This window comes from Streptomyces sp. WAC00040 (genome assembly GCF_056835925.1).
In genome coordinates this window covers 367124-390878 of the sequence record NZ_JAKQZE010000002.1, presented here as the reverse complement: position 1 = coordinate 390878, position 23755 = coordinate 367124, and the positions used below count along the sequence as shown (strand labels likewise).

Sequence of the window (23755 nt, the reverse complement as noted above, 5' to 3'; positions counted from 1 at the left end):
CGCCGGCTCAGCCGGCCGCCCGGTGCGAGCTGCGCGCCGCCTGAGGCACCGCGGTCCGGGCCGCCCGCGTCACATCGGCCACGAGCTCGACCACATCCGGGCCGTACGCCTGCGAGTTGACCACCTTGAGGAGCAGGCAGAAAGAACCGTTGCCGTGCTTGCGGGCGAGCTTCTCGTGGTGCCGGGCCAGATAGCGGGTGGCCGCCTGGTTGGTGATGGCGCGCTGCCCGCAGAACAGGAACACGGGCCGGGCATCCTCACCCGCGGTGAGCCGCGCGAGCAGCACGTACTCCGCCGCGCCGGGCTCCATGCGGTAGCGCTCGGAGCCGATCTGGAACGCGCCCTGGTCCGGCCCCGGTTCGGCATCGGTGTTCACCTTCACGCCGGGCAGCATGGAGTGCAGGTGCGCCGCCATGCGGCGGTTGGACACCGGCCCGCCCACGCAGAACTCGGTGCGCTCGCCGAAACCCTGCTGCGCCGTGTCGTGCCAGACGATCTGGGCGTTCGCTCCGCAGGCCTTGATGAGCGCGGACAGCTCCAGCAACGCGAAGACGTCGAAGCGGTGCACCGAACCGTCGCGGCCCGCCTCGCGGTTGACGACGAGCAGGGACTCCGAGTTCCCGGGCAGGCCGAAGAAGCCCTGCTTGCGCCGCAGCCGGCGGCGCCAGAGGTAGGTGCGGGCGAGCCAGCCGATGGCGGCACTGATTCCCGCCGCCACCACACCGAGCACGATGTTGCGTACGTCGTCAGTCATGGGCGCGCATGTTAGCGGTGCCGCAGACACCTGTTCGAGCCGGTCCCTTCGGCAACTGCCGCTCAGCCTGCTGACACGACGCCCAATAATCGTCACGGTGGCGTAACTTAGTGGAGAGTTACCTCAGGTAGCTCGGCGACCTTGCTCCGCCGGCGCCGGCGCCGACGGCCGGCGGACGTAGCCCGCCATCGTCCTGACCACCAGTTGGGCGATGCCGCAGATCGAGTACCTCGCCCAAGCGAAGAAGCTCGCCGACTCCTGCTATGTGGTGGTGAGTTACAACTCCCGCGGCTTCTGGCAGTCCGGCGGTGAGACCGAGACGGCCGGACTGCCACACATCGCCCACGCGTCCAAGGTGATCGACTGGGCGCTTGCCAACGCCGTCGCGGAGGGCACCGGACTGCTCGGGCTGCCCAACGGCACCTGGACCAGCGCCCACCGGTGGCTGGACCACCTCAAGGGCGCCGACAACGGCGTGGACCGCGAGCAGCCCGTACGCATCCGGACGCGCACGCAAGGCGCCGTGGAGTCCTACCCCTACTGGAAGTCGGTGGGCACGGACCGGAAGAAGATCGCACTCGGCGGGGCAAAGAGCATCCGGACGGGCGTCGACTCCGGTGCGAACGGCGGGCTCATCTTCCTCTCCAGCATGCTCGACCAATTCGCCCAGCTGGCGCCGACGGCGTCGATCCCGCTGTTGCCGCGCTCCTACGCGGCGGTGTGGCAGTTGGAGTGGTACCGGACCGAGCAACGGGTGCGCGGCACCGCGGAGCCGCACACCACGGTCACGAGCACCAAGGGGAGCGGCACCCTCGTCGCGTACCTCTACGACGTGGGCCCGCTCGGCCTCGGCAAGCTGGTCGCAAGCGCGCCGTACACGTTCCGCGGCAGGACGCCTGGTCAGCCGTTCGCCGTCGACCTGGAGTTGTACTCCACCGCCTACGACGTACCGGCCGGCCACCGTCTCGCCGTGGTCGTCGACACCGTCGACCCGCTCTACATCGAGCACAACCCGACCGGCGCGCGGCTGACCTTCTCCTCGCCCGCGGCCGACCCGTCGTACTTCTCGGTCCCACTGCAGCAGAAGTGATCACCGGCCGCTGCCGGTTGGCCCCCACTCAGGCAGGGGCCGAGTGGTGCTCCATGCGCCACTGCGCCGGCCCGCTCCCGCCCGCCAAGGGGCTCGGGGTGCCTTCGGCAGCGACGTTCCCGGTCGGGCCCGTCCGCACGCGGCATCTCCTCGCGCCGTGCGGGCGGGTCCGGACCCGGCGTTCCCTGTGTTCCGTGACCGGCCCCATCGGTGCGGGCGGCCCCATCAGTGCTTGAGGATCTTGGAGAGGAAGTCCTTGGCACGGTCGGTCTCCGGACGCGTGAAGAAGTCGTCCGGGGAGCGGTCCTCGATGATGCGGCCGTCGGCCATGAAGACGACGCGGTTCGCGGCGGAGCGGGCGAAACCCATCTCATGGGTGACGACGACCATGGTCATCCCCTCGGCGGCGAGTTGCTGCATCACCTCCAGCACCTCGTTGATCATCTCCGGGTCGAGGGCCGAGGTCGGTTCGTCGAAGAGCATGACCTTGGGGTCCATGGCGAGCGCGCGTGCGATGGCCACGCGCTGCTGCTGGCCGCCGGAGAGCTGGGCCGGGTACTTGTCCGCCTGGTCGGCGAGCCCGACCCGTTCGAGCAGTTCACGGGATCGGCGGTCCGCCTCCTCCCTCTTGCGGCCGCGGGCCTTGACCGGGCCGAGCGAGACATTGGCCAGCACGGTCTTGTGCGCGAAGAGGTTGAACGACTGGAAGACCATGCCGACGTCCGCCCGGAGCTTCGCGAGCTCGCGGCCCTCGGCGGGCAGCGGCTGTCCGTCGATCAGGATGTCACCCGACTCGACGGTCTCCAGCCGGTTGATGACCCGGCAGAGCGTCGACTTCCCGGAGCCCGACGGGCCGATGACCACCACCACCTCCCCGCGGCCGACGGTGAGGTGGATGTCCTGGAGTACATGCAACTGCCCGAAGTGCTTGTTGACCTCGCGCAGCTCGATCAACGGATCGACGGCCATACGCTGCTCTACCCACTCTCAGCTGTGTGTCGTGGCCAGCGCAAACTAACCGGGCCGCCAAGGGGGTCCACAACCGACACGCACAGGCGGATCAAAAGCCGTACTAATACGGAATCTAGGCTTCCGACGCCTCCGCGTACACCTGTGACAGCTCGGGAGCCCCGTTGAACGCCCACTCCACACCGGCCTCGACCACACCGATCTCCCGCCCGGAGGCGAGACGTACCACCGGATGGCCGCCCGGCCAGATGTGCCAGGCAGCCCCGGGCACGGTGCGCACGATCACCGTGCCGAGGTAGAGGCCCGCGTCGTTCCCCAGCCAGGGAAGCTCCTCCGGATCGTCGCGCCAGCGCGGCGGAAGCTGGTCCAGCGCGCTCAAGGACCCCGGGGAGTCGTCCAGTTCGAGTCCGGCCTGGGCCGCTCTGGAACGCAGCAGTTCGCACTCCGACAGCAGCTCGGTAATGGCCGCCGCTCGCTCCGGGTCGTGCCCGACGGCCGCATCGCCCTTGTCCCGTTCGCCGTGGCGTCCCAGCCAGTGATCCAAGAAGGGGATGTTCATACCGCAAAGCCTCGCATCCCTGCACCCGAACGCACCACCGGGCGCGCGTCAACCAACGTCAGATGTCGAGATCGACAACGACCGGCGCGTGGTCGGAGGCACCCTTGCCCTTGCGCTCCTCGCGGTCGACGAAGCTGTCCTTGACCGCCGTGGTGAAGGGCTCGTTGCCGTAGACCAGGTCGATGCGCATGCCTCGGTTCTTGGGGAAGCAGAGCTGGCGGTAGTCCCAGTAGGTGAACGGGTGCTCGTACTTCAGCGGGCGCGGCACCACATCGGCCAGTCCGCGCTTGCGCAGTGCCTCCAGTGCCGCGCGCTCGGGCGGCGTCACATGCGTCATGCCGTCGAAGAAGGACGGGTCCCAAACGTCGTCGTCGGTCGGGGCGATGTTGAAGTCGCCGAGGACGGCGAACGGACGCACGGCGGCAGCGTCCTCGGTCACCGCGACGGACAACGCCTCCAGCCAGCGCAGCTTGTAGCCGTAGTGGTCATGGGCGACCTCGCGGCCGTTGGGCACATAGACCGACCAGACGCGGGCGGGGCCGCAGGTGGCGGAGATCGCCCTCGGCTCCTGCACGCCCTCGTAGTCCGGGGCGCCGGGCAGCCCGCGCACGACGTCGTCGAGGCCCGCCCGGGAGATCACCGCCACGCCGTTCCACCTGCCGGAGGCGTTGACCGCGGACTCGTAGCCCAGCTCACGGAGCTCCGCGGCGGGGAACTGCTCCTCGGTGCACTTGGTCTCCTGGAGGCACAGCACGTCCGTGCCGCTGCTCTCCAGCCAGGCCAGCAGCCGCGGCAGCCGGGCGGTGATCGAGTTGACGTTCCACGTGGCGATACGCATGACCCAAAGCCTAACGGCGGGGTGTGACAGTCGTCCGAGCCCGCCGCGGGATGCTCACAGCTCCAGCGTCCGCCCGGCGGCCAGGCGCTCGTGTCCGGCGCCGCCGAGCTCGCCGATCTGCCGGTCGTAGATGGGCCGGGCCAGGTCCGTGAGCAGGGCGTCGTGGACATCGACGGCCCGGCGCGGCGCCACCTCGCGGACGTAGTCGATGACCTCGGAGATCTTGTTCCACGGAGCATGCACCGGCAGCATCAGCGTGTCCACCGGCCGGCCCGGGACGGTGAGCGCGTCGCCCGGGTGGAAGACGGTTCCGTCCACCAGGTAGCCGACATTGGTGATCCGCGGGATGTCCGGGTGGATCACCGCGTGCAGCTCGCCGTGCACCTGGACGTCGAAGCCCGCCGCGGTGAAGGTGTCGCCGTGGCCCACGGTGCTCACCCGCCCGGGGAATGCGGCGGACAGCCGCTCGGCCACGCTGCGCAGGGTCCACAGCCGGGCGGACGGGTTCGCCTCGAGCGCCGCCCGCAGTCTGCCCTCGTCGAAGTGGTCGGGATGCTCGTGCGTGACGAGCAGGACGTCGGCCCCGACGGCGGCGTCCTGCTCGCTGAACCCGCCGGGGTCGATGACCAGACGCCGCCCGTCCTTCTCGAGCTGGACACAGGCATGGATCCGCTTGGTGAGCCTCATGCCGACATCCTGCTACGCCCGGGGCGTCGTCTCCTCCTGTATCACCGCCTGCGCCACCCGGAAAGCGGAGTTCGCCGCGGGGACGCCGCAATAGACGGCCGTGTGGATCAGGATCTCCCTGATCTCCGAGGGGGTCAGGCCGTTGCGCAGCGCCGCTCTGGTGTGGGAGGCCAGCTCGTCCAGGTGCCCCCCGGCGACCAGCGCGGTCAGCGTCACACAGCTGCGCATGCGCCTGTCCAGGCCGTCGCGGGTCCACACCTCGCCCCAGGCGAAGCGGGTGATCAGCTCCTGGAAGTCGCCGGTGAAGTCGTCGCCGTCGGCCAGCACGTCGTCGACGTGCGCGTCGCCGAGCACCTCACGGCGCACCTTCATCCCCGCCTGGTACGGGTCGGGCCTGCCCGGCCCGGTGGCCTGCGGCTGCTCCGTGGCGGCGGGCGCGATCTCGGCGACCGGCGCGACGGGCGGCGAGGTCACGGGAGCCGACGGGGCCGGGATGGCCGCGAGCGTGTCGTGCCAGGCGGTGGCGAAGTGGTGGGCGAGCAGATCCGTCACGGCGGCGGGCTGCTCGACCGGCGCCAGGTGGGAGGCGCCGGGGACGAGCGCGAGCCGGGCGTCCGGTATCCCGGCGACGAGGGTGCGGGCCTCCGCGGGCCCGGTGACCTGGTCCTCGGATCCGACCACGACGAGGGTGGGGACCTGGATACGGCCGAGACCGGCGCGGACGTCGAACGCGGCCAGCGCCTCGCAGGCGGCGATGTAGCAGCCGGGGTCGGTGGTGCGGACCATCTGGACGGCCCACTCGACGATCGCCGGCTGGGCGGCGGCGAACGCCGGGGTGAACCAACGCTCGGGCGCGCTGCGGGCGATCGGGTCGAGCCCGTTGGTTCGGACGACGACACCACGCCGGCGGAACTCGTCCGCGGTGCCGAACCGGGGGGACGCCGCGACGAGCGCCAGGGTCGCCACTCGCTGCGGGTGGCGCAGCGCCAGCTCGATGCCCACGGCGCCACCGACCGAGCAGCCGGCGTAGCCGAACCGCTGCACACCGAGCTGGTCCAGGGTGGCGAGCAGCCGCTCCGCGAGGTCGCCGATGGACGCGGCCGGGTAGGCCGGCGCGCCGCCGTGGCCGGGCAGGTCGTAGCGGATCACCCGCCACCGCTCGGAGAGCTCGGCGATCTGCCGGTCCCACATGTGCCATGTGGTGCCGAGAGAGGGTCCCAGGACCAGGATCGGCGCGTCGTCCGGCCCGTCGACGCGGTATTGCAGGGTTTCAGTCGTCGTCTTGCTCACCCTGCTCACGCTCCCACATCTCACGATTTCTTACGGGCGGGGGTAGGACGCTCACCGAGCCGCCCCACGCTTCCGCCGCCGGGCGATCATCCTCCACGTCCGGCTTCACCACTGTCGGTCGTCGTGACGTCGGCGCGACCCGCCCACCGGGCAGGACGCGCTCCCGGGACACCGCTGTCCGCGAGAGAGGCCGAGCACGACGCCCGGGCATCGTACAAGCGGAGCCTGCGAAGGCCGTACTCGTCCATGAGCCCGCCCGCCCGGACGCGCAGGTGCCGGCCGTTGAGCGCCGCACCGAGGGCTTTCGGCAGCACGTAGCCCCTGGCGAGGGCGGCCCTGTCCAGGTCGACGTCGGCCCGTCGCATGCCACAGACCTCGGCCGGACCGCGCCCATTCCGTGACCCGGGTGCCAGGACGTGCGCAAGGGATACTGGTGACATTCCGTCCGGCCCGGGTCGGCGGAACGCCCCATCCGGCCCCCGCCGTTGTCTCTTGATGCCTCTGACTACGAGAAACGGAGGAATCAGATGTGCCGCTGGATCGCGTACACGGGTACACCTGTCTTTCTCAGCCGGGTGCTGTTCGAGCCGGAACACTCCTTGATCGACCAGAGCCTGCATTCCCGTATGGGCGTGGAGACGACCAACGGTGACGGCTTCGGCGTCGGCTGGTACACGCAGGACACAACCACTCCGGCCGTTCTGCGGGACGTGGGCCCGGCCTGGAACAACCGCAATCTTCAGGAGGTCGCCCACCATGTCCGGTCGGGTCTGTTCTTCGGGCACATCAGGGCCTCGACCGGAACGGCCGTGCAGCAGACCAACTGCCACCCCTTCCGGCACGGTCGCTGGATGTGGATGCACAACGGGATGATCAGCGGATTCCACCGGTTCAGGCGTGACCTGGTCCTGGCCGTCGATCCGGCTCTGTACCCGGACATCGAGGGTTCCACCGACTCCGAGCTCATGTTCTTCCTGGCTCTCACATTCGGCCTGGCAGAGGATCCGCCCGGTGCCGTGGCGCGTATGGCGGGCCTGATCGAGAAGACGGGGCACGCGCACGACGTCCCCAACCCGTTGCAGATGACCATCGCGGTTGCCGACGGCGAACGTGTATGGGCCTTTCGCTATTCCAGCGAGGGCCGCTCCCGGTCGCTGTATTACAGCACCAAGGTGGACGCTCTGCGCGCGCTGCACCCGGAGGCCTCGTTCCTGCGGGACATTTCGAACGAGACCCGCCTCGTGGTCTCCGAACCGCTGGGTGCTCTCCCCGGAGCCTGGAACGAGGTGCCTGAGAGCAGTTACGGCATCATCCAGCCGGGTGGGGACGCGCTGCACGCCTTCCGTCCCGAACTCCCCGGCGGTCCGCCTCCGGCCTGAGCGCGCCGACCTCGCCTGGGCAAGGCGTCCGCGGAGTCGTCTGTTGCCGGGGATCCGGGAAGGGCACGGCGGCCGCAAGCCGCCGGGTCCGACCATGGCGGTCAGGAGGCCGGTGAGCGGCTCGGTGGTGCGTGCCGCTTCACTCACAGCTGCCGAACCGCGTCGGCGCGGAGCGTCTCAAGGGCTGTGATTCGGGTCCGTGGCGACGTACTGGCTGGTGAGGGGGCCAGGGGCCGGTGTCCCGTGCGCAGCGGCAGGAGGACTGGGATGCTGGACGGGAGTCGCTATGGAAGTGACGCTGCCGACAGGTGGTGAGCGCTGTGACTGAGTTCTCCGACCATGCCAGGGGCCCGACCATTCCGGCCGTGCCGTACGCCGACCCCGTCGGAGACCCGTTCCTGCGGGCCCGATTCGCCCTTCCCGCGAAGCCGGTCACCTTTCTGCGGCGGCAGCGGCTCATCGACCATCTCGATCAGGCTCTCCGGACGCCGTTGACAGTGGTCAACGGCGCGGCAGGGGCCGGCAAGACCGTGCTGGCAGCGAACTGGGCCGCCGGACTGAGGCAGCCGGTGGCCTGGCTCACGGCTGAGGCCGGAACGCTGCGTCCGGGGGTGTTCTGGGCGTACGTTCTTCAGGCCATGCGCGCTTGCGAAGGGCCGCTGTCCGATGCGGTGGTGGCTCCCGCGGACGCCGACCGTGTGGACCGAAGGCTGCTGGCGACCCTCGCTGCCGAGCTCAACGATCGCGACCGGCCCATGGTCCTCGTACTCGACGAGTACGACCGTGTGACCGCTCCGGACATCGCTCAGCAGCTCGAGTTCGTCCTGCACCATGCCGGTCAGGGGCTGCACCTCGTCCTCATCACCCGCACCGAACCGTTGCTTCCGTTGCATCGATACCGGGCGGCCGGTGAGCTGACGGAGATCCGTGCCGCTGAGCTCGCCTTCACGCCGGAGGAGACCGTCGCACTGCTGGAGCTGCACGGTCTGAGCCTTCCGCTCCGCGCCGCGCGCGCCCTGGTGGACCGGACCCGGGGCTGGGCGGCCGGCTTGCGCCTGTCCGCCCTGGCCGCTCTGGACAGCGCTGATCCGGAGCTCTACCTGAAGGAGTTCGAGGCGGACCGCAGTACGGTCGCGGACTTCCTGCTGGCCGAGGTCCTGAAGGGACAGCCGGAGGAAACACAGGATCTCCTGCTGCGTGTCAGCGTCCTGGACCGTTTCTGTCCCGATCTGGCCAACGCGCTGACCCTGCGGACCGATGCCGAGCCCATTCTCGCCGCGCTGCACCGCGACAATGCGTTCGTCGAGTCCTTGGGGCACTCGTGGTATCAGCTCCATCCCCTGTTCGGGGAGATACTCCGGGCACATCTGCGCGAGCGCCTGCCCGGCCTGGAGCCGGAACTCCACCTGAGGGCCGCGCGGTGGCTGCGTCGTTCCGGATTCCTGCCGGAGACCCTCGCCCACGGCGCCGCTGCGGGCGACTGGGATTTCGCCGCCGGTGCCCTCGTCGACGACCTGGCGATCGGGCAGCTCTTCACCAGCCTGCGCTCGGGTGACCTGACCCAGTTGTTCTCTCATATGGGGCCCGAGGCCAGGAGTCCGGCTTCCGACCTCGTGCGCGCGGCCCGCAACCTGTCCGGGTACGACCTGGAACGCGGCATGACCCGCCTGCGCCACGCCGAGAAGCGTCTGACCGACGACACGCCCGACTTGGCGGCCGCCCAGCTGAGCTGTGCGCTGCTCGAGGCACTGGCCGGTCGGCTGTCCGGATGTCCCTCACTGGCCGAGAAGGCCGCTGAAGCGGCCGACGGACTGGTCCATGAGGTCCCGGCACACCTCTTGGACAAACATCCTGAACTCACCGCTCTGCTGCTGACCCATCTGGGCTCGGCCCGCCTGTGGGCCGGGCACTTCGAGGATGCGAGAACTGCTCTGACCACGGCGGCCGGCGCCCCGGGCGGACCCTCTACCGTCCTTCCCCGGCAGGACTCGATGGAGCACCTGGCCCTGCTCGACTATCTGGACGGCTGGCTCGGCCGGGCGGAGCGCAAGGCCTTGGCGGCGGTGTCCCAGGCGGAGCGGGACGGTGTTCCCCAGCCGTCCGGCTCCGGCATCGGCCAGTTGGTCCTCGCAGCCGTGGCCGTCGACCGCCATGAGCTGGGCCGGGCACGGGCCCTCCTCGATGAGGCGCCGCTCCCACCAGGAGCACATGACCCGGTGTCGGCTGCGGGACGAGCCCTCGTCACGGCTCGGCTCCTGTTGGTCAGGGGCAAGGCGGGAGCCGCTGCCGAGGCGACGGACCCGGCCGTCTCCACCGCTGTGGCCTCGCCCTGGGCGGCAAGCCGGGCGGCGCTCGTCGTCTCCGCCGCCCATCTGGCCGAAGGACGGCCGGACCAAGCGGCCGAGGAGCTCCGGGGCGTGTCCGGCGACCAACCGGTGTGCGTCGCGGAGGCCGCGGCGATCCAACTCGGCGCGGGCTTTACCGGGGCGGCCATCGATCTGCTCGACGGCATCCGGTCCGGGGGCCGGTCCGGGCCGGCCGTGACCGTGCGGGCGGCGCTGGTGAGGGCTCAGGCAGCTGAGCGGGCGGGGGACACCGCCACTGCCCGCAGACTCGTCGGGCAGGCACTCCTCGACGCCCGGCGGGAGCGGCTGCGACGTCCGTTCCTCGACGCCGGAGCATGGATACGGCCGCTCCTGGCCACGCCCCCGCTGGACGAACTGGCCACCGACTGGCTCACACCCGGCCCGCCCCGACGGAACGAGCAGCCGCAGCAGGCTTCGCCACCCCCACCGCTCGTCGCGGTGGAGCTGAGCGCACGCGAGCGCGACGTCCTGGAGCGGCTGGCCCGCATGATGTCGACGGAGGAGATCGCCGCCGACATGTACGTGTCGCCGAACACGGTGAAGACGCATCTCAAGAGCGTGTACCGAAAGCTGGCGGTGAACAGGCGCGGCGACGCAGTGCGCCGGGCACGCGACCAACGGCTGCTGTGACGGCTCTACTCGGTGGCCTCGATGGACGCGTCCTGCTGCATGCCCAGAGGGGGCGCGGGCGGTGTGGCGGGGGCAGCCACGGTGGCGTCGGGGCGCACGACGAGGGAAGCGGGCCCGCCCGCCGCGGTCAGGATGCGGGTGCCGGTCAGCGGGTCGTGGACGGCTTGTACGCACTCGGCGGTGAGCGCTTCGCGGCGCAGTGGACGGCCGAGGGGAGGTGGCATGTTCTGCCGCGAGCCGACCAGGTGATGGAGCGCGGCTGGAGCACCGGACGCCGGTCCTTCGTCCAGCACACGACGACACCACTCTCCTGAGCCTCGGGCCCGGCGCGCGGTCCTCGAACAATCCTTGGGCCGCGCGACGAGCGGCGCCCGGAGCGCCATGACCGGGCCGTTGCGCGACCGGCGCAGGCTCTCCAGGGATCCGGTCCCTTCCCCCGTCACGGGTGAGGCGCGGGGCGGGTTCTTCGGTTCCGATGGGAAGAGCGGCCGGGCATGCGCCGGCCGCTGCCCGGCGACTCCGTCGGCGTTCCGGCCGACTCGGCGAGGTGGACAGCGTGAAGCACTGGCGGGCTCTGATCGTCCTCGGCACGGCCCAGTTCCTGATGGTCCTGGACACGTCCGTCATGAACGTGTCCATCAGTCAGCTGGTCGAGGACTTCGACACGGAGGTCACCGCGATCCAGGCCGTCATCACTCTGTACGCGCTCGTCATGGCGGCGTTCATGATCATCGGCGGCAGGTTCGGTGACATCGTGGGGCGCCGCCGCATGTTCCTTATGGGGCTGGCCGTCTACGGCGTGGGGTCGGCTCTGACCGCCGTGGCGCCCACGCTGTGGGTCCTCCTGCTGGGTTGGTCCATCATCGAGGGGATCGGCGCCGCCATGGTGCTGCCGGCCATGGCCGCCCTCGTCGCGGAGTCGTACCGCGGGCGGGACCGGGCCGTCGCCTACGCGGTCATCGGCGGGCTCGCCGGCGCCGGGATCGCGGTCGGCCCGCTGCTGGGCGGCTGGGTGACGACGTACCTGACCTGGCGGCTCGTCTTCGCAGGTGAGGTCGTGGTCGTCGTGGCCGTCCTTCTGTGCCACCGGATGATCCCGGCCTCCGCCCCGACCGTCCCTCGTCCCCGGCTGGATGTGGTCGGTGCGGTGCTCTCCGCGGCCGGACTCGCGCTGGGCGTGCTCGGGGTGCTGCAGAGCAGCACCTGGGGATGGGTGCAGCCCCGCAACCCTCCCTTCACCGTCTTCGGCTTCGCCCCGACACTGTTCGTCGTCGGTGCCGGGGCGGCCGTCCTGGCCCTCTTCCGGTACTGGGAGCGGCGGCGGGAGCAGCAGGGCGCGGATCCCCTCGTGCACTTGGCCCTGCTGCGCAGGCCCGTGCTCCGGTCCGGCCTGATGACACTGCTGAGCCAGAACCTCATCCTGCTCGGGCTGTTCTTCGCCATCCCGCTGTACTTGCAGGTGGTTCAGGGCTTCGACGCGTTCCAGACGGGGCTGCGTCTGCTCCCGGTGTCCATCACCATGTTCGTGACCTCCTTGTCCGCCGCCTCGCTGGGGCGGGTACTGGGGCCGCGCCGGGTGGTCCGGCTGGCCCTGGTGACCCTGGCGGCGGCGGTCGTGTGGCTGCTGGCCACCATCGACCCGGTCATCGACGACGCGCAATTCGCCGGATCCATGGCCCTACTGGGCGTGGGCGTGGGCCTGCTCGCATCGCAGTTGGGCAACGTCGTCCAGTCCGGCGTCGACGAGGAGGAACGCAGCGAGGCCGGGGGACTCCAGTTCACGGCACAGAACCTGGGCTCAGCGCTGGGCACCGCACTCATCGGCTCGATCCTCATCGGTGCGCTGGCGCACGCCTTCACGACGCAGGTGGCGGAAAACCCGCGGCTGTCCGCAGAGACCCGCGAGCAGGTCGGTGTCGCGCTCCAGGCGGGGGTCACCTTCGTCCCCACCGATCAGGTGCGCTCCGCGGCCGAGCGCGCCGGGTTGCCCCCGTCCGAGGTCGATGCCGTCGCGGACGCCTACGCCTCCGCGCAGCTGGACGGCCTGAAGGCGGCGATCCTCGCCACCGGCGGGATCGCTCTCGCCAGTTTCCTGGTCACACCGCACCTTCCGACAGCCCGGGAAAGCCGCCCGCGGCCCGGTGACGGCACTTCGGCCGGCGCGACCGGATCGACGCACTGAGTCCGAGGGGAGTCACCAGTGCCCAGACACAGATCCGGCCCGAACACAGCGCGTGGGGCGGGCGATGCCGAGCACCGTGCCCACGCGGACTACACGGGCGGCGTCTACGGATCGATGCTCGCCGCCTCCGTGGTGATCGGCGCCGGCTCGCTGGGCTCGTTCCCACGCACCGAGCTGGTGCTGCTGCTGCTCGTCACCTCTTTGGTGTTCTGGATCGCGCACGTGCATGCCCAGCTGTTCGGGGCGCGCCTGGCGCAGCAGGCTCCGAACCGCCGGGTCGTGCTGCGCGTGTGCCGCGAGGAGTGGCCGATCGTCGACGCGGCCGTCCCGCCGGCCGCCGCGGTGGCCGTCAGTCCGCTCCTGGGCCTTGATGTGCGGGGTGCTCTCTGGCTGGCTCTGTCTGTCGCTGTGGCCGGCCAGGTGGGCTGGTCCATCGCCGCTGCACGCCGCGCCGGTGCTACGCCGCGGCTCATGGCCGTCACCGCGTCGGTCAATCTGTTGCTCGGTCTACTGATCGTCTTTCTCAAGATCTTTCTGACCCATTGAGGACGTGTCGGCCCGTCGCCGCCGTGCGACGGGTCACCTGCCGCGGGTGATGTGTGAAGTGGCGTCAGGGCGGACGATCGCAGGGAAGGGAGTCGCCCGACTGTCCCAAGCATGTCCATGGGAGGACTGCTCGTGCGCTACGAGATCCGCGTCGAGGGGCACCTGTCGGAAACCTTGGCCAAGGCTTTTCCGGAGCTGGGCCACGTGGTGATGTCCGGCCAGACGGTCCTGTTCGGTCCTGTCGTGGACGAAGCGCACCTGTACGGTCTGCTGGCACGCTGCCAGTCGCTCGGATTGCGCGTCATGGAGATGCGGCAGTTGCCGGAGTGACAGGGCGGCGGGGACACCGGCTCCGCACGGGAACCTTTCCCCATGGCCGCCCTGCGCTCCGTGGTCCCGCTCGTTCTGGTCGGCGTAGATCTTCGCGAGCGCGCGGTCGAAACGGCCGCGCCACCCAGGTAGGCGGCCAGGGCGATGGGTGCCCGAGCGGGCATGGGCCCGTGCGAGGGACGCCCCGTACAGCCGGCCGAAGAGGGACAGCAGACCCAGCCCCATGGTTTCCGGCCGTGCGATGCCCTTCCGCTCCCCCAGGCCTCCCGGTGAGGTCCCGGCATCAGGGCCGGATCGCGGCTAGTGCGACGGCTCTCGGCGCTGCCGACTCGAGGCCCGCGTGGACAGCGTTCGCCGCGACGCCCACGAGCGGCAGCCGCCCCGCCCTCCGGGGCCGGGATCGGTCGTGGGTCCGGGCTGTGCTCGGACCGTTCTCGTCCCCTGTCTCCGCACCGGTGGGCAGGTCATCCGCGGACTCCTGGCTCACCGCCGGGCGGCGTCTCCGGATCACCCGTGGTGGGTGACCCCTGACCCGGTGACAGGCGTGATCCTGAAGCGGTCGGGTGGCCCACCGCCCTCGCACCACCCCGGGGCGTCGTGAAGCAACCGCTCGATCACGCGTGGAGGAGCCATGACCATGCCGCATCGTCAGGCATCGCACACCGGGCAGGAGCACCACTCGGACGAATCGGCCCCAGGTCCGACGGGCGGCGATCCCGCGTGCGTCCTTGCCCGGCTGGGCCGTTCCAGGACCGTGCTCCTGGCCGCCGCGGTGCTCGGCATGGTCGCGGGCGTCGTGGTTCTCGCCGTGCCGACCGAGTCGGCCGATGCCCTGACCCGGCTGCTCGGCCTGTGGCTCGTCCTGCTCGGCCTGTGGCTCGTCCTGCTCGGCCCGGCCGAAGCGGTGGTCGCCCTCACGTGGCGGGCTGCGCTCGCGAGGACGCACGTCCCGGGCCGCAAGGTCCCCCTCCTGCGGCCTGACGCCGCAGCCGCCCCGAGGAGTACCCCGTGAACCCGACCACGACCCCCGGTCCTTCCGACTCCGGCGGAGCCACGAACGGCAAGCACGCCCTCACCCCCGAGGAACGTGCGGAGTACGAGCGGCTGCGCCACCACGCGGCGGTGCGCCACCGGCGGGTACGCCGGGCGGGCTCCTCCGTACTTCTTGTGCTGACCCTGCTGCTCGCGCCCCTGGCCGTCGTCGCGGCCTGGGTCCAGGACACGGTCACCGACACAGACAGGTACGTGGAGACCATGGCGCCACTGGCATCCGAGCCGCCCGTCCAGGACGCCGTGATCAACCGGCTCACGGATCGCGTGGTGGAGCAGGTGGACGTCGGGGCGGTGACGGATTCGCTCACCAAGGCACTCCAGGACGCGGGAGCACCACCCCGCGTCGTGGAGGGGGCCGACGCCCTCACCGCTCCCCTGCAGGACGCGGTCAGGAACGTCGTGGACCGCACCGTACGCGGGGTGATCACCAGCGACGCCTTCCAGCAGGCCTGGGAAGGCGCCAACCGGCGGTCGCACGCCGCGGTGGTGAACATGCTCACCGATGACGGCGGGGGCGCCCTGCGCGCCGAGGGGGGAACCGTCCAACTGGATGTGGGCGAGGTCGTCGACCAGGCACGGGAGCGACTCGTCGACGCGGGCTTCGAAAAGGCCGCCGCCATCCCGGACACCGACCGGACGATCACGCTGTTCCAGACGGAGGAGCTGGGCAAGGCGCAGGACGCCATGCGCCTGCTGGACGTCCTGGGCGTCTGGCTGCCCCTGTTGACCGTCGCACTCGCCGCCCTCGCCGTCTGGACCGCTCCGGCACACCGGGTGATGCTGATGATCACCGCGACGGGTGTCGGCTTGATGATGGTCGTGCTGCTCGTCGCTCTCGCCGTCGTCAGACGTGTCTATCTGGACTCTGTCCCGCCCACGGCACTGCCCACCGACGCGGCCGCGGCGATCTACGACACGTTCATCCGCTTCCTGCGCGACAGCACCCGCACACTGCTGGTCGTGTCGGCGATCACTGCACTGATCGCGTACCTCTACGGTCCCGGTCGCCCCGCCCGTGCCGTCCGCGCGGTGGCGGACAGGAGCACGACGGCCGCCGGCCGGGGCCTGCGCCGCGTGGGAGTGCGCACCGGATCCACCGGACGCCTGCTGGCGGACCACCGGGCGTGGACCACGGGTGGGATCATCGCCGCCGCAGCGCTGGCGCTGGTGCTCTGGAACCACCCCACGGTCGGAGCGGTGGCGCTCGTACTCGGCGTCGCCCTGGCCGTCCTGATCGTCCTGGCGATCCTCGCGGCCGCCTCAGGACCGACCGACCGGGCGGCGGACCGGGCGGCTTCATGAGCCATGGTCGGCAACCAGTGGTCCCGAAGGCGGCCGCCGCACCCCGCAACCGCGGCAGGGGAGCGACTCCTGATCCGAGACTGGGGGAAACGGGTCGAGCGGCGGCGATCACAGCTCAGCGCGCACACTCACCCGCGCCGGGTGAGGCGCCCGGGGATCGCCGTGGGCAGGCTGAAGGTGACAGAGAACCGCTGCCGGGCGAACGCCCGGGACGGAGGCCGGACATGACCGCGCAGACCTATCTGGCGTACGACTTTCCGCTGCTGGGCGCCTTCTGGACCATGCTCTTCTTCTTCCTGTGGATCATGTGGTTCATCCTGCTCTTCCGGATCATCGCCGACATCTTCCGTGACGACGCGCTGAACGGCTGGGCGAAGACCGGCTGGCTCCTGTTCTGCATCCTCCTGCCCTTCCTGGGCGTGTTCGTCTACGTGATCGCCCGCGGCAGGAACATGGGCCGCCGAGAGATGGCGCAGGCGCGGTCGCAGCAGGAGGCGTTCGACGCGTACGTCAGGGAAGCCGCGGGCGGGCGGTCCAGCAGCGTCGACGAGCTCGCCAGACTGTCCGAGATCCGCGACCGCGGCGCCATCACGGACGAGGAGTTCCGCAGGGCGAAGGAACTGGTCCTTGCCGGCCACAGCCCGGCGGAGCACTCGGGCTCCACCCCTCACACCTCCGGACGCTGAGCATCCGAACACCACGAAACGAGGCGCAAGATGACAGCAACACACACTCGCCCGACGGACACGGCAAAGCAGGAATGGGCAACCGGCCTGACGGTCTTCGCAGCCGTGATGCTCTTCCTCGTCGGTGTGCTCGACATCTTCCGGGGCATCATGGCCATCGCCGAGGACGACATCTTCGTCACGACGCCCAACTACGTGTTCGAGTTCAACCTGACCAGTTGGGGATGGATCCACCTCGTCCTTGGGGTCCTCGCCGTGATCGTCAGCATCGGACTGCTCCGGACCGCGACGTGGGCGCGCGTCATCGGCGTGGGCATCGCCGGACTCGTCATCATCGGCAACTTCCTCTCCCTGCCGTACTACCCGGTGTGGTCGATCGTGATGATCGCGCTCTCCGGCTTCGTCATCTGGGCCCTGTGCGTGGTCGAGCGCGGCAGCCTCTTCGAACTGTCCGAGCGGCGCTGACCGAGCACGGTGTGAGCCGGCCACGGCAGCGCGCCCGGCGCTCTCCGGGTCCGCGTACCACGCCGTCGCCACCACGCGCCGCGGGTCGTCGGGGCGTGGTGGCCGACCGGCCGCGCATGGCACGGTCGGCGGTGCGCCGTCCGGTCCGCGGACACGCCACCGCGGCGGCCATCTTCAGTCGGCTGCCGCGACAGCTGACCAGCGTGTCGGTTCACGGCTGGGGAGCCGGTTGGCAGTCGGACGCCGCGTGGTCACCGATCGGTGACCACGATCTCGCGCTTGAGGATCTTGCCGGTGGGGCCCTTGGGCAGCTCGGCCGTGAAGGTGACGATCCGCGGGTACTTGTACGCCGCCAGCCGGTCCTTGACGTGGTCGCGAATCTCCTCGGCCGTGGCGCGGGCACCGGGCCGGAGTGTGATCACCGCGGCGATCTCCTCGCCGTGAACCGGGTGCGGCACGCCGACGACGGCGGCTTCGGCGACGGCCGGGTGCTCGTACAGCACCTCCTCGACCTCACGTGGGTAGACGTTGTAGCCACCTCGGATGATCAGGTCCTTCTTGCGGTCGACGATGAAATAGAAGCCGTCCTCGTCGGCACGGGCCAGGTCGCCGCTGTGGAACCACCCGTCGCGGATCGCCTCCGCCGTGGCCTGCGGACGGTTGCGGTAGCCGGTCATCACGTTCTCGCCGCGGATCACGATCTCGCCGACCTCGCCCGGGGGGACCGCGCCGCCGTCCTCGGTGACGAGCTTCATCTCGACTCCGCGGATGGGCTGCCCGATCGAGCCCGCCTTGCGCGGGCGGTCGGGGTGGTTGAACGCGGCAACCGGCGAAGTCTCGGAGAGTCCGTATCCCTCCAGAACGGTGACGCCGAAGCGCCGCTCGAAGCCGTGCAGCACCTCGACCGGAAGCGAAGCGCCGCCGGAGACGGCGAGGCGCAGCCTGTGCGCGTCGAAGCCTTCGGGGAGCTCGGCGTGGAGCAGCGCCGCGTACATCGTCGGCACGCCTAGGAACACGGTGACCCCGTCGCGCGCAATGATCTCCAGGGCGCGCCCCGGCTCGAACCGCGGCAGCAGGGTCAGCGTGGCGCCGGCGGCGACGGCGGTGTTGAGCGCACAGGTCTGGCCGAAGGCATGGAAGAGGGGGAGGCCACCGAAGAGCACGTCGTCAGCTCCGACCTGGAGCAGCGTCTCGGCCGTGGTGGCCGTGTTGGTGGCCAGGTTCCGGTGGGACAGTTCGGCCCCCTTCGGCGTCCCGGTCGTGCCCGAGGTGTAGAGGATGAGGGCCGGGTCGTCATCGGTCCTGTCGACGATGCCGGGCATCGGTTCGTGGGCCCGCAGGACATCGTCGAAGGCCAGGGGCTCAGTGACCAGGCAAGCGGTTCCGGTCTCTGCTGCGGCCTTCGCCACCTCGTCCGCGAACAGGGGGTACACCAACGCGATCCGCGCCCCGCAGTCACGCAGGGTGAAGGCCACCTCACGGGCCTTCAGGAGCGGATTCAGCGGCACGACCACACCGCCCGCCCGGAGGACGCCGTAGTAGACGACCGGGAACAGCGGGACGTTGGGCATGGTCACCGCGACGCGGTCGCCGGGCTGGACGCCACGGTCGCGCAGGAGGGCGGCGAGTCTGGCACTCGCGTCGTCCAACTGGGCGTAGGTGAGCATGCTGTCGTCGTGGCGCACGGCAATGCGATCGCCCTGGGCCGTGGCGGAGTTCACCAGGAACGTGGCGAGGTTGGTCATTTCGGCAATCTCCTTGGGTTCGTCCCCGCCTGCGGGGCGGTGTTCCGGAGGCGAATCACATCGCGCGGGGTGACCCCGCCGCGAGCACGGTCCGTGCAGGGGCGGTGTGGCGGGGTCAGCCACAGTCGCAGTAGATGGCGCTTGAGTTCGGGCTGGTCGTGCGTGCGCGGCGCCCCACCCGGGTCTGCCGTACCGGTCATGTGCGCCTCCGTACCGTCACGCGTATGCCGGCCCGGGCCGTCGCCGAAGGGGGCCGGCCGGTGAACGTGGGCCATGCTAGGTTGCCCGCGCCCGTCTTGCTTGTCCTGGCGTGACATGTGACTTATCTTCTCGGGACACGATCCGGACAGCCTCTGGAGGGCCGCATGAGGCCTCTGGTCCGCACCGCGGCCCTCAGCGGTTATGTCGAGCTGTGCCGCTCGCTCGACATCGACCCGCAGTCCCTGATGCAGCGCGTGGGCCTGGACACCGCGGCCCTCGCGGTCCAGGACCGGTGGATCTCCGGGGCTGCCGCGGTCCAGGTGCTCGAACTGTCGGCAGCCGCCTCCGGGCACGAGGACTTCGGCGTACTGATGGCCGAATTCCGGCGCTTCTCCAACCTCGGCCCCGTCAGTCTGGTCGTCCGCGAGGAACCCGACGTACGCAGCGCGCTGGGGCTGTTGATCCGTCATCAGCACATGTACAACGAGGTCCTGCACGCCCGGCTGTCCGAAGGCGACGGGCTGGCCACGTTGCGGGTCGACCTGCGGCTCGGCGAGACGATGGAGACCCGGCAGGCCACGGAACTGGCCGTCGCCGCCTTCCACCGGATCCTGCGGGGCTTCCTGCACACACGGTGGCAGCCTCTCTCCGTCTGGTTCAGGCACCCCGGACCGGCGGACGCCGCGACGCACCGACGCGTGTTCGGCCCCGCGGTGGAGTTCGGTCGCGAGTTCGACGGCATCGTCTTCTACGCCGACGACCTCGATGCGCCCAACGCCACGGCGGACCCGCTGCTGCGGGAGTACGCCCGCCAGTACTTCGAGGCGATCGCGGTCCCCAAGGACACCACCGTCGCGGACCGGGTACGGGAGCTGATCGAGGTGCTGCTGCCGAGCGGACGCTGCTCGATCGAGCAGGTCGCGCGCAGCCTGGAGGTCGACCGGCGCACCGTCCACCGGCACCTGGCCTCCTCGGGCGACACGTTCTCCTCACTCCTGAACGCCACCCGCGTACACCTCGCCGAGCAGTTCGTCGCGAATCCGCGGCGCACGCTGACGGAGATCTCCGACCTCCTGGGCTTCTCGTCGCTGAGCGCCTTCTCGCGCTGGTTCCGCGAGCAGTTCGGATGCAGCCCGAGGTCGTGGCGCACCGACAGGAGCCGGCAGCAACTCCCGGGCCAGGACTGACGCCCCAAGCGGCCCGAGGTCGGCCGGGGCGGGCCGGCTCACTCGGCGCGTCATTGAGCGATGTCCCCAAATGACAAGTTATCCGTCCCCGAAGGTCAAGCAGGCTCGGGTGCTCGCCCCTACCTTTGCAGCACCGCAGAGACGCGGTCGGCCGCCGGAGGACAGCCGTGGTACTCCCCCAGTGCACGTCCCCTCCGGACCGGTCGAGCGTACCGGGCCGCCATGCGCCCGCTGTCCCCCGGTGACCCGCCTCGATCCTCGCCGACATCTCATGCCTCGCATCGCACGGGGCGCTGCTCCCGGCGAGTGATCACCGATCGCACGAAGGAGACGGACCGTGCACTTCCACGACGACTCACTTTTCCCGGAGAACCAGGAGAAGCTGGTGATCCAGGCCGCTCCCTACGGGCCGGAGTGGCTGCCCGGGGACGCCGACGACCTTCCCCTGACGATGGACGAGCACGTCCAGGCGGCCGTCGACTGCTACAACGCCGGCGCCACCGTGCTCCACATCCACGTACGTGAGCTCGACGGCAAGGGCTCCAAGCGGATGTCCATGTTCAACGAGCTGCTGGGCCGACTGCGGGAGGCCGTGCCGGACATGGTCCTGCAGATCGGCGGCTCGATCTCATTCGCCCCGGAGGACGAGGGCAGCGAGGCGAAGTGGCTGAGCTACGACACACGCCACCTGCTGGCAGACCTCACCCCGGCGCCGGACCAGGTGACGATCGCGATCAACACCAGTCAGATGAACATCGTCGAGATCATGACCGACGACGATCTGGAAGGCACCTCGATCGCCAAGCCCGAGTACTACAAGGCATACCGCGACATGGTCGTCGAGGCGGGTCCCGACTTCTACCTGGAGCACCTCAAGCGCCTGCACGCGAACGGCATCCAGCCGCATTTCCAGCTCGCCACGCTGGCCCAGCTCGAGACCGTGGAGCGGCTCATCAGGGCAGGGGTCCACACGGGTCCGCTGGTCCTCAACTACGTGGCCATCGGGGGCGGCTTCGCGGGCCGGCACCCGGCCGACCTGATCGAGTTCGTCCGCCGTACCCCGGACGGCGCCGTCCTCACCATCGAGAGCTCCATGCGTGCTGTGGCGCCGATGAACGCGATCGGCATCGCGCTCGGCGTGCACGTGCGCGTAGGCAACGAGGACAACCTGTGGCGGCGTAAGGGCGAGCGTATGACCACCGTCGAGCAGGTCGAGCAGATGGTGCAGATCTCCGAGGCGCTCGGCCGTGACATCGCGACCGGCGCCGAGGCCAAGAAGATCTACAAGCTCGGCGAGTCCTACTCCGACGCCGACGAGACGCTGGCCCGCCTCGGCATGGTGCCGAACCGCCGTCCTGGCCGACGCGGCTTCATGTTGCGCGACGTCTGATCGCGGCACGGGACCACCGCGCCGCCGCGCCCGCCGCGTGTTGGAGCCCCATGGGGCCACCGGGGCGGGCCCCGGCACCGGCGGTCCCCTTCTCCTCCTTTCCTTACGAACAACGGAGTACGCCCATGGCCCACGCCATCCGCTTCAAGGAGACCGGCGGTCCCGAGGTCCTGCGCCGGGAAGAGGTCGTCGTCGGCGACCCCGGTCCGGGCGAGGTACGGATCCGGCACGAAGCCGTCGGACTCAACTTCGCCGACACCTACTTCCGCAGTGGCCTGTATCCCGCGGCGCTGCCCGCCGGACTGGGCGTCGAGGCCGCGGGTGTGGTCGAGGCAGTGGGCGAGGGGGTCACACACGTCGCCGAGGGCGACCGGGTCACATACACCGGAAGCCCGCTCGGTGCCTACAGCACGGAACGGGTGATGCCCGCCGACTCCCTGATCCGGCTGCCGGAGGGCATCGGCTTCGAGACCGCGGCTGCGATGACCATGCGTGGACTCACCTCCGCGTACCTGCTGCGCAGGATCCACCCGCTGAAGGCCGGCGACACGATCCTGCTGACCGCGGTGGCGGGAGGCGTCGGCCTCATCGTCTGCCAGTGGGCCAAGCTGCTCGGGCTGAACGTCATCGGCACCGTCTCCACCGAGGAGAAGGCCGAACTCGCCCGCGCCCACGGCTGCGACCACGTCATCCACTACCAGCGCGAGAACGTGGCCGAGCGGGTACGCGAACTGACCGACGGCGCCGGGGTCCCCGTCGCCTTCGACAGCGTGGGCAGGACCACCTACGCCGCCTCGCTCGCCTCCCTGCGGCGCCGCGGGCTGCTGGTCTGCTTCGGTACGGCCTCCGGGCCCGTCCCCCCCATCGACGCCATGCAACTTGCCGTCAGCGGCTCACTGTTCGTCACCCGGCCCGCGCTGGCCGACTACATCGCCGACCCTGCGGAACGGGCCGAACTTGCGGGCGAACTCTTCGACCACGTCGCTTCCGGACGCATAGCCATCGAGATCAACCAGCGCTACGCGCTCGAGGACGCCGTCGAGGCGCACCGCGAGCTGGAAGCGGGACGGACCACGGGCTCGTCCGTCTTCGTCCTCTGAGCCCCTGCCGACCCAGCACACCACTACCCGCTCCAGGAGGAAGCACCATGGACAAGACACTTGCCCCTCTGCAGGGCGCGCCCGCGTCGGTGCGCGCCCACTCCCGAGGCTCGATCGGCGTCGAGCCGCTGACCTGCACCATCGGCGCCGAACTCTCCGGCGTGAACCTCGGCGACGCCTCCCGCGACGGTGAGCTGTTCGCCGAGATCAGGGCTCTGCTCCTGCAGTACAAGGTCCTGTTCCTACGCGACCAGGACATCACGCGCGCCGAACACGTGGCCCTGGCCGAGCGCTTCGGCCCGCTGGAGGACCACCCGGTGGCGGGCAGCGACCCCGACCACCCTGGCCTCGTCCGCATCTACAAGGACCTCGACAGCGCTCCGGAACACTACGAGAACGCACTGCACACCGACGGCACCTGGCGTGAGAACCCGTCCATGGGAGCCGTGCTGCGCTGCGTCGAGTCGCCCCCCGTGGGCGGCGACACGATCTGGGTGAACATGGTGGAGGCCCACCGCCGGCTGCCGGAACACATCAGGACCCAGATCCGGGACCTGCGGGCCCGGCACAGCATCGAGGCCACCTTCGGCGCCGTCATGCCACAGGAGGAGCGTCACGCCCTCAAGGCTCGGTTCCCCGACGCGGAACACCCGGTGGTGCGCACCCACCCCGAGACCGGCGAACAGATCCTCTTCGTCAACGCCTTCACCACGCACTTCGTCAACTACCACACGCCCGGGAACGTCCGCTTCGGGCAGGACTACGCCCCCGGCGCGGGCCTGCTGCTGAACTACCTGATCAGCCAGGCCGCGGTCCCCGAGTACCAGGTGCGCTGGCGCTGGACGCCGAACAGTGTCGCCATCTGGGACAACCGCTCCACCCAGCACTACGCCGTCCAGGACTACTGGCCCGCCGTCCGCCGGATGGAGCGCGCCGGGATCGTCGGCGACAGACCGTTCTGACCCTTTCCCTTTCCGTCAAGAGCAGTTGAGGTGATGACAATGGG

At 70.3% G+C, this 23755-nt stretch carries 21 protein-coding genes and 3 pseudogenes; 14 read left to right on the top strand and 10 right to left on the bottom strand.

Annotated features, from left to right (window positions below):
• Positions 1-7: 7 nt before the first annotated feature.
• A complete protein-coding gene (locus tag MDN94_RS21070; RefSeq protein ID WP_482727441.1) occupies positions 8-754 on the bottom strand; it encodes a hypothetical protein in 747 nt (248 codons plus the stop codon).
• Positions 755-935: 181 nt separating this feature from the next.
• Here MDN94_RS21070 and MDN94_RS21065 point away from each other — a divergent pair.
• Positions 936-1844 (top strand): annotated as a pseudogene (locus MDN94_RS21065) (CocE/NonD family hydrolase C-terminal non-catalytic domain-containing protein); the annotation flags it as partial.
• Between the two features lie 225 nt (positions 1845-2069).
• Here the strand turns inward: MDN94_RS21065 and MDN94_RS21060 are convergent.
• The 6 genes from MDN94_RS21060 to MDN94_RS21035 all read right to left on the bottom strand — a co-directional run bounded on the left by MDN94_RS21060 (position 2070) and on the right by MDN94_RS21035 (position 6552).
• Positions 2070-2813 (bottom strand): amino acid ABC transporter ATP-binding protein, encoded by a 744-nt coding sequence (locus MDN94_RS21060; protein WP_482727440.1) that lies wholly within the window; start codon positions 2811-2813, stop codon positions 2070-2072.
• A 115-nt stretch (positions 2814-2928) separates the two neighbouring features.
• On the bottom strand, positions 2929-3372 hold the full coding sequence (locus MDN94_RS21055) for a DUF6278 family protein (protein WP_482727439.1): 444 nt from the start codon (positions 3370-3372) through the stop codon (positions 2929-2931).
• 58 nt (positions 3373-3430) lie between these two features.
• Positions 3431-4210 carry an exodeoxyribonuclease III gene (locus MDN94_RS21050; RefSeq protein ID WP_482727438.1) on the bottom strand — a complete coding sequence of 260 codons (780 nt, stop codon included), beginning with the start codon at positions 4208-4210 and terminating at the stop codon, positions 3431-3433.
• 54 nt (positions 4211-4264) lie between these two features.
• Positions 4265-4897 carry an MBL fold metallo-hydrolase gene (locus tag MDN94_RS21045; RefSeq protein WP_482727437.1) on the bottom strand — a complete coding sequence of 211 codons (633 nt, stop codon included), beginning with the start codon at positions 4895-4897 and terminating at the stop codon, positions 4265-4267.
• A 12-nt stretch (positions 4898-4909) separates the two neighbouring features.
• Positions 4910-6187, bottom strand: a complete 1278-nt coding sequence (gene pcaDC, locus MDN94_RS21040; RefSeq protein ID WP_482727436.1) for a bifunctional 3-oxoadipate enol-lactonase/4-carboxymuconolactone decarboxylase PcaDC — start codon at positions 6185-6187, stop codon at positions 4910-4912.
• Between the two features lie 86 nt (positions 6188-6273).
• Positions 6274-6552, bottom strand: a complete 279-nt coding sequence (locus MDN94_RS21035; RefSeq protein ID WP_482727435.1) for a hypothetical protein — start codon at positions 6550-6552, stop codon at positions 6274-6276.
• Between the two features lie 162 nt (positions 6553-6714).
• Here MDN94_RS21035 and MDN94_RS21030 point away from each other — a divergent pair, with 162 nt between their 5' ends.
• The gene (locus tag MDN94_RS21030; protein ID WP_482727434.1) at positions 6715-7566 is read left to right on the top strand and encodes a class II glutamine amidotransferase; all 852 of its coding nucleotides are present in this window, start codon (positions 6715-6717) and stop codon (positions 7564-7566) included.
• A 320-nt stretch (positions 7567-7886) separates the two neighbouring features.
• Positions 7887-10562 (top strand): winged helix-turn-helix domain-containing protein, encoded by a 2676-nt coding sequence (locus MDN94_RS21025; protein WP_482727433.1) that lies wholly within the window; start codon positions 7887-7889, stop codon positions 10560-10562.
• A gap of 5 nt (positions 10563-10567) precedes the next feature.
• On the opposite strand, the gene MDN94_RS21020 is transcribed toward MDN94_RS21025, so the two are convergent.
• Positions 10568-10855 carry a SpoIIE family protein phosphatase gene (locus tag MDN94_RS21020; protein ID WP_482727432.1) on the bottom strand — a complete coding sequence of 96 codons (288 nt, stop codon included), beginning with the start codon at positions 10853-10855 and terminating at the stop codon, positions 10568-10570.
• Between the two features lie 263 nt (positions 10856-11118).
• On the opposite strand from MDN94_RS21020, the gene MDN94_RS21015 reads away from it, so the two are divergent.
• The 3 genes from MDN94_RS21015 to MDN94_RS21005 all read left to right on the top strand — a co-directional run bounded on the left by MDN94_RS21015 (position 11119) and on the right by MDN94_RS21005 (position 13620).
• On the top strand, positions 11119-12744 hold the full coding sequence (locus MDN94_RS21015) for an MFS transporter (RefSeq protein ID WP_482727431.1): 1626 nt from the start codon (positions 11119-11121) through the stop codon (positions 12742-12744).
• A gap of 18 nt (positions 12745-12762) precedes the next feature.
• The gene (locus tag MDN94_RS21010) at positions 12763-13290 is read left to right on the top strand and encodes a hypothetical protein (RefSeq protein ID WP_482727430.1); all 528 of its coding nucleotides are present in this window, start codon (positions 12763-12765) and stop codon (positions 13288-13290) included.
• Between the two features lie 132 nt (positions 13291-13422).
• Complete coding sequence (locus MDN94_RS21005; protein WP_069925412.1) at positions 13423-13620, top strand: hypothetical protein; 198 nt, start codon at positions 13423-13425, stop codon at positions 13618-13620.
• A 54-nt stretch (positions 13621-13674) separates the two neighbouring features.
• Here the strand turns inward: MDN94_RS21005 and MDN94_RS21000 are convergent.
• Positions 13675-13881: pseudogene (locus MDN94_RS21000) on the bottom strand (DUF2252 family protein); the annotation flags it as partial.
• A 487-nt stretch (positions 13882-14368) separates the two neighbouring features.
• On the opposite strand from MDN94_RS21000, the pseudogene MDN94_RS20995 reads away from it, so the two are divergent.
• From MDN94_RS20995 to MDN94_RS20980, 4 genes and pseudogenes are all read left to right on the top strand, one after another.
• A pseudogene (locus tag MDN94_RS20995) lies at positions 14369-14632 on the top strand (hypothetical protein); the annotation flags it as partial.
• Positions 14629-15975 carry a hypothetical protein gene (locus tag MDN94_RS20990; RefSeq protein ID WP_482727429.1) on the top strand — a complete coding sequence of 449 codons (1347 nt, stop codon included), beginning with the start codon at positions 14629-14631 and terminating at the stop codon, positions 15973-15975. The pseudogene MDN94_RS20995 and the gene MDN94_RS20990, both read left to right, overlap by 4 nt.
• Before the next feature lie 224 nt (positions 15976-16199).
• Positions 16200-16661 carry an SHOCT domain-containing protein gene (locus MDN94_RS20985; RefSeq protein ID WP_482727428.1) on the top strand — a complete coding sequence of 154 codons (462 nt, stop codon included), beginning with the start codon at positions 16200-16202 and terminating at the stop codon, positions 16659-16661.
• A gap of 30 nt (positions 16662-16691) precedes the next feature.
• The gene (locus MDN94_RS20980) at positions 16692-17126 is read left to right on the top strand and encodes a DUF7144 family membrane protein (RefSeq protein ID WP_482727427.1); all 435 of its coding nucleotides are present in this window, start codon (positions 16692-16694) and stop codon (positions 17124-17126) included.
• Positions 17127-17377: 251 nt separating this feature from the next.
• Here the strand turns inward: MDN94_RS20980 and MDN94_RS20975 are convergent, their stop codons facing one another.
• Positions 17378-18871 (bottom strand): long-chain-fatty-acid--CoA ligase, encoded by a 1494-nt coding sequence (locus MDN94_RS20975; RefSeq protein WP_482727426.1) that lies wholly within the window; start codon positions 18869-18871, stop codon positions 17378-17380.
• A gap of 365 nt (positions 18872-19236) precedes the next feature.
• Here MDN94_RS20975 and MDN94_RS20970 point away from each other — a divergent pair, with 365 nt between their 5' ends.
• The 4 genes from MDN94_RS20970 to MDN94_RS20955 all read left to right on the top strand — a co-directional run bounded on the left by MDN94_RS20970 (position 19237) and on the right by MDN94_RS20955 (position 23711).
• On the top strand, positions 19237-20259 hold the full coding sequence (locus MDN94_RS20970; RefSeq protein ID WP_482727425.1) for an AraC family transcriptional regulator: 1023 nt from the start codon (positions 19237-19239) through the stop codon (positions 20257-20259).
• A gap of 337 nt (positions 20260-20596) precedes the next feature.
• Complete coding sequence (locus MDN94_RS20965) at positions 20597-21649, top strand: beta-keto acid cleavage family enzyme (protein ID WP_482727424.1); 1053 nt, start codon at positions 20597-20599, stop codon at positions 21647-21649.
• 125 nt (positions 21650-21774) lie between these two features.
• The gene (locus MDN94_RS20960; protein ID WP_482727423.1) at positions 21775-22749 is read left to right on the top strand and encodes a quinone oxidoreductase family protein; all 975 of its coding nucleotides are present in this window, start codon (positions 21775-21777) and stop codon (positions 22747-22749) included.
• 47 nt (positions 22750-22796) lie between these two features.
• Complete coding sequence (locus MDN94_RS20955; RefSeq protein ID WP_482727422.1) at positions 22797-23711, top strand: TauD/TfdA dioxygenase family protein; 915 nt, start codon at positions 22797-22799, stop codon at positions 23709-23711.
• The last annotated feature ends 44 nt before the right edge of the window (positions 23712-23755 follow it).

What these genes read in the sequence shown, in the direction of transcription:
- MDN94_RS21070 (WP_482727441.1), bottom strand. Translation starts at nt 754, where the DNA reads ATGACTGACGACGTACGCAACATCGTGCTCGGTGTGGTGGCGGCGGGA.
- MDN94_RS21060 (WP_482727440.1), bottom strand. Translation starts at nt 2,813, where the DNA reads ATGGCCGTCGATCCGTTGATCGAGCTGCGCGAGGTCAACAAGCACTTC.
- MDN94_RS21055 (WP_482727439.1), bottom strand. Translation starts at nt 3,372, where the DNA reads ATGAACATCCCCTTCTTGGATCACTGGCTGGGACGCCACGGCGAACGG.
- MDN94_RS21050 (WP_482727438.1), bottom strand. Translation starts at nt 4,210, where the DNA reads ATGCGTATCGCCACGTGGAACGTCAACTCGATCACCGCCCGGCTGCCG.
- MDN94_RS21045 (WP_482727437.1), bottom strand. Translation starts at nt 4,897, where the DNA reads ATGAGGCTCACCAAGCGGATCCATGCCTGTGTCCAGCTCGAGAAGGAC.
- MDN94_RS21035 (WP_482727435.1), bottom strand. Translation starts at nt 6,552, where the DNA reads ATGCGACGGGCCGACGTCGACCTGGACAGGGCCGCCCTCGCCAGGGGC.
- MDN94_RS21030 (WP_482727434.1), top strand. Translation starts at nt 6,715, where the DNA reads ATGTGCCGCTGGATCGCGTACACGGGTACACCTGTCTTTCTCAGCCGG.
- MDN94_RS20985 (WP_482727428.1), top strand. Translation starts at nt 16,200, where the DNA reads ATGACCGCGCAGACCTATCTGGCGTACGACTTTCCGCTGCTGGGCGCC.
- MDN94_RS20980 (WP_482727427.1), top strand. Translation starts at nt 16,692, where the DNA reads ATGACAGCAACACACACTCGCCCGACGGACACGGCAAAGCAGGAATGG.
- MDN94_RS20975 (WP_482727426.1), bottom strand. Translation starts at nt 18,871, where the DNA reads ATGACCAACCTCGCCACGTTCCTGGTGAACTCCGCCACGGCCCAGGGC.
- MDN94_RS20970 (WP_482727425.1), top strand. Translation starts at nt 19,237, where the DNA reads ATGAGGCCTCTGGTCCGCACCGCGGCCCTCAGCGGTTATGTCGAGCTG.
- MDN94_RS20960 (WP_482727423.1), top strand. Translation starts at nt 21,775, where the DNA reads ATGGCCCACGCCATCCGCTTCAAGGAGACCGGCGGTCCCGAGGTCCTG.
- MDN94_RS20955 (WP_482727422.1), top strand. Translation starts at nt 22,797, where the DNA reads ATGGACAAGACACTTGCCCCTCTGCAGGGCGCGCCCGCGTCGGTGCGC.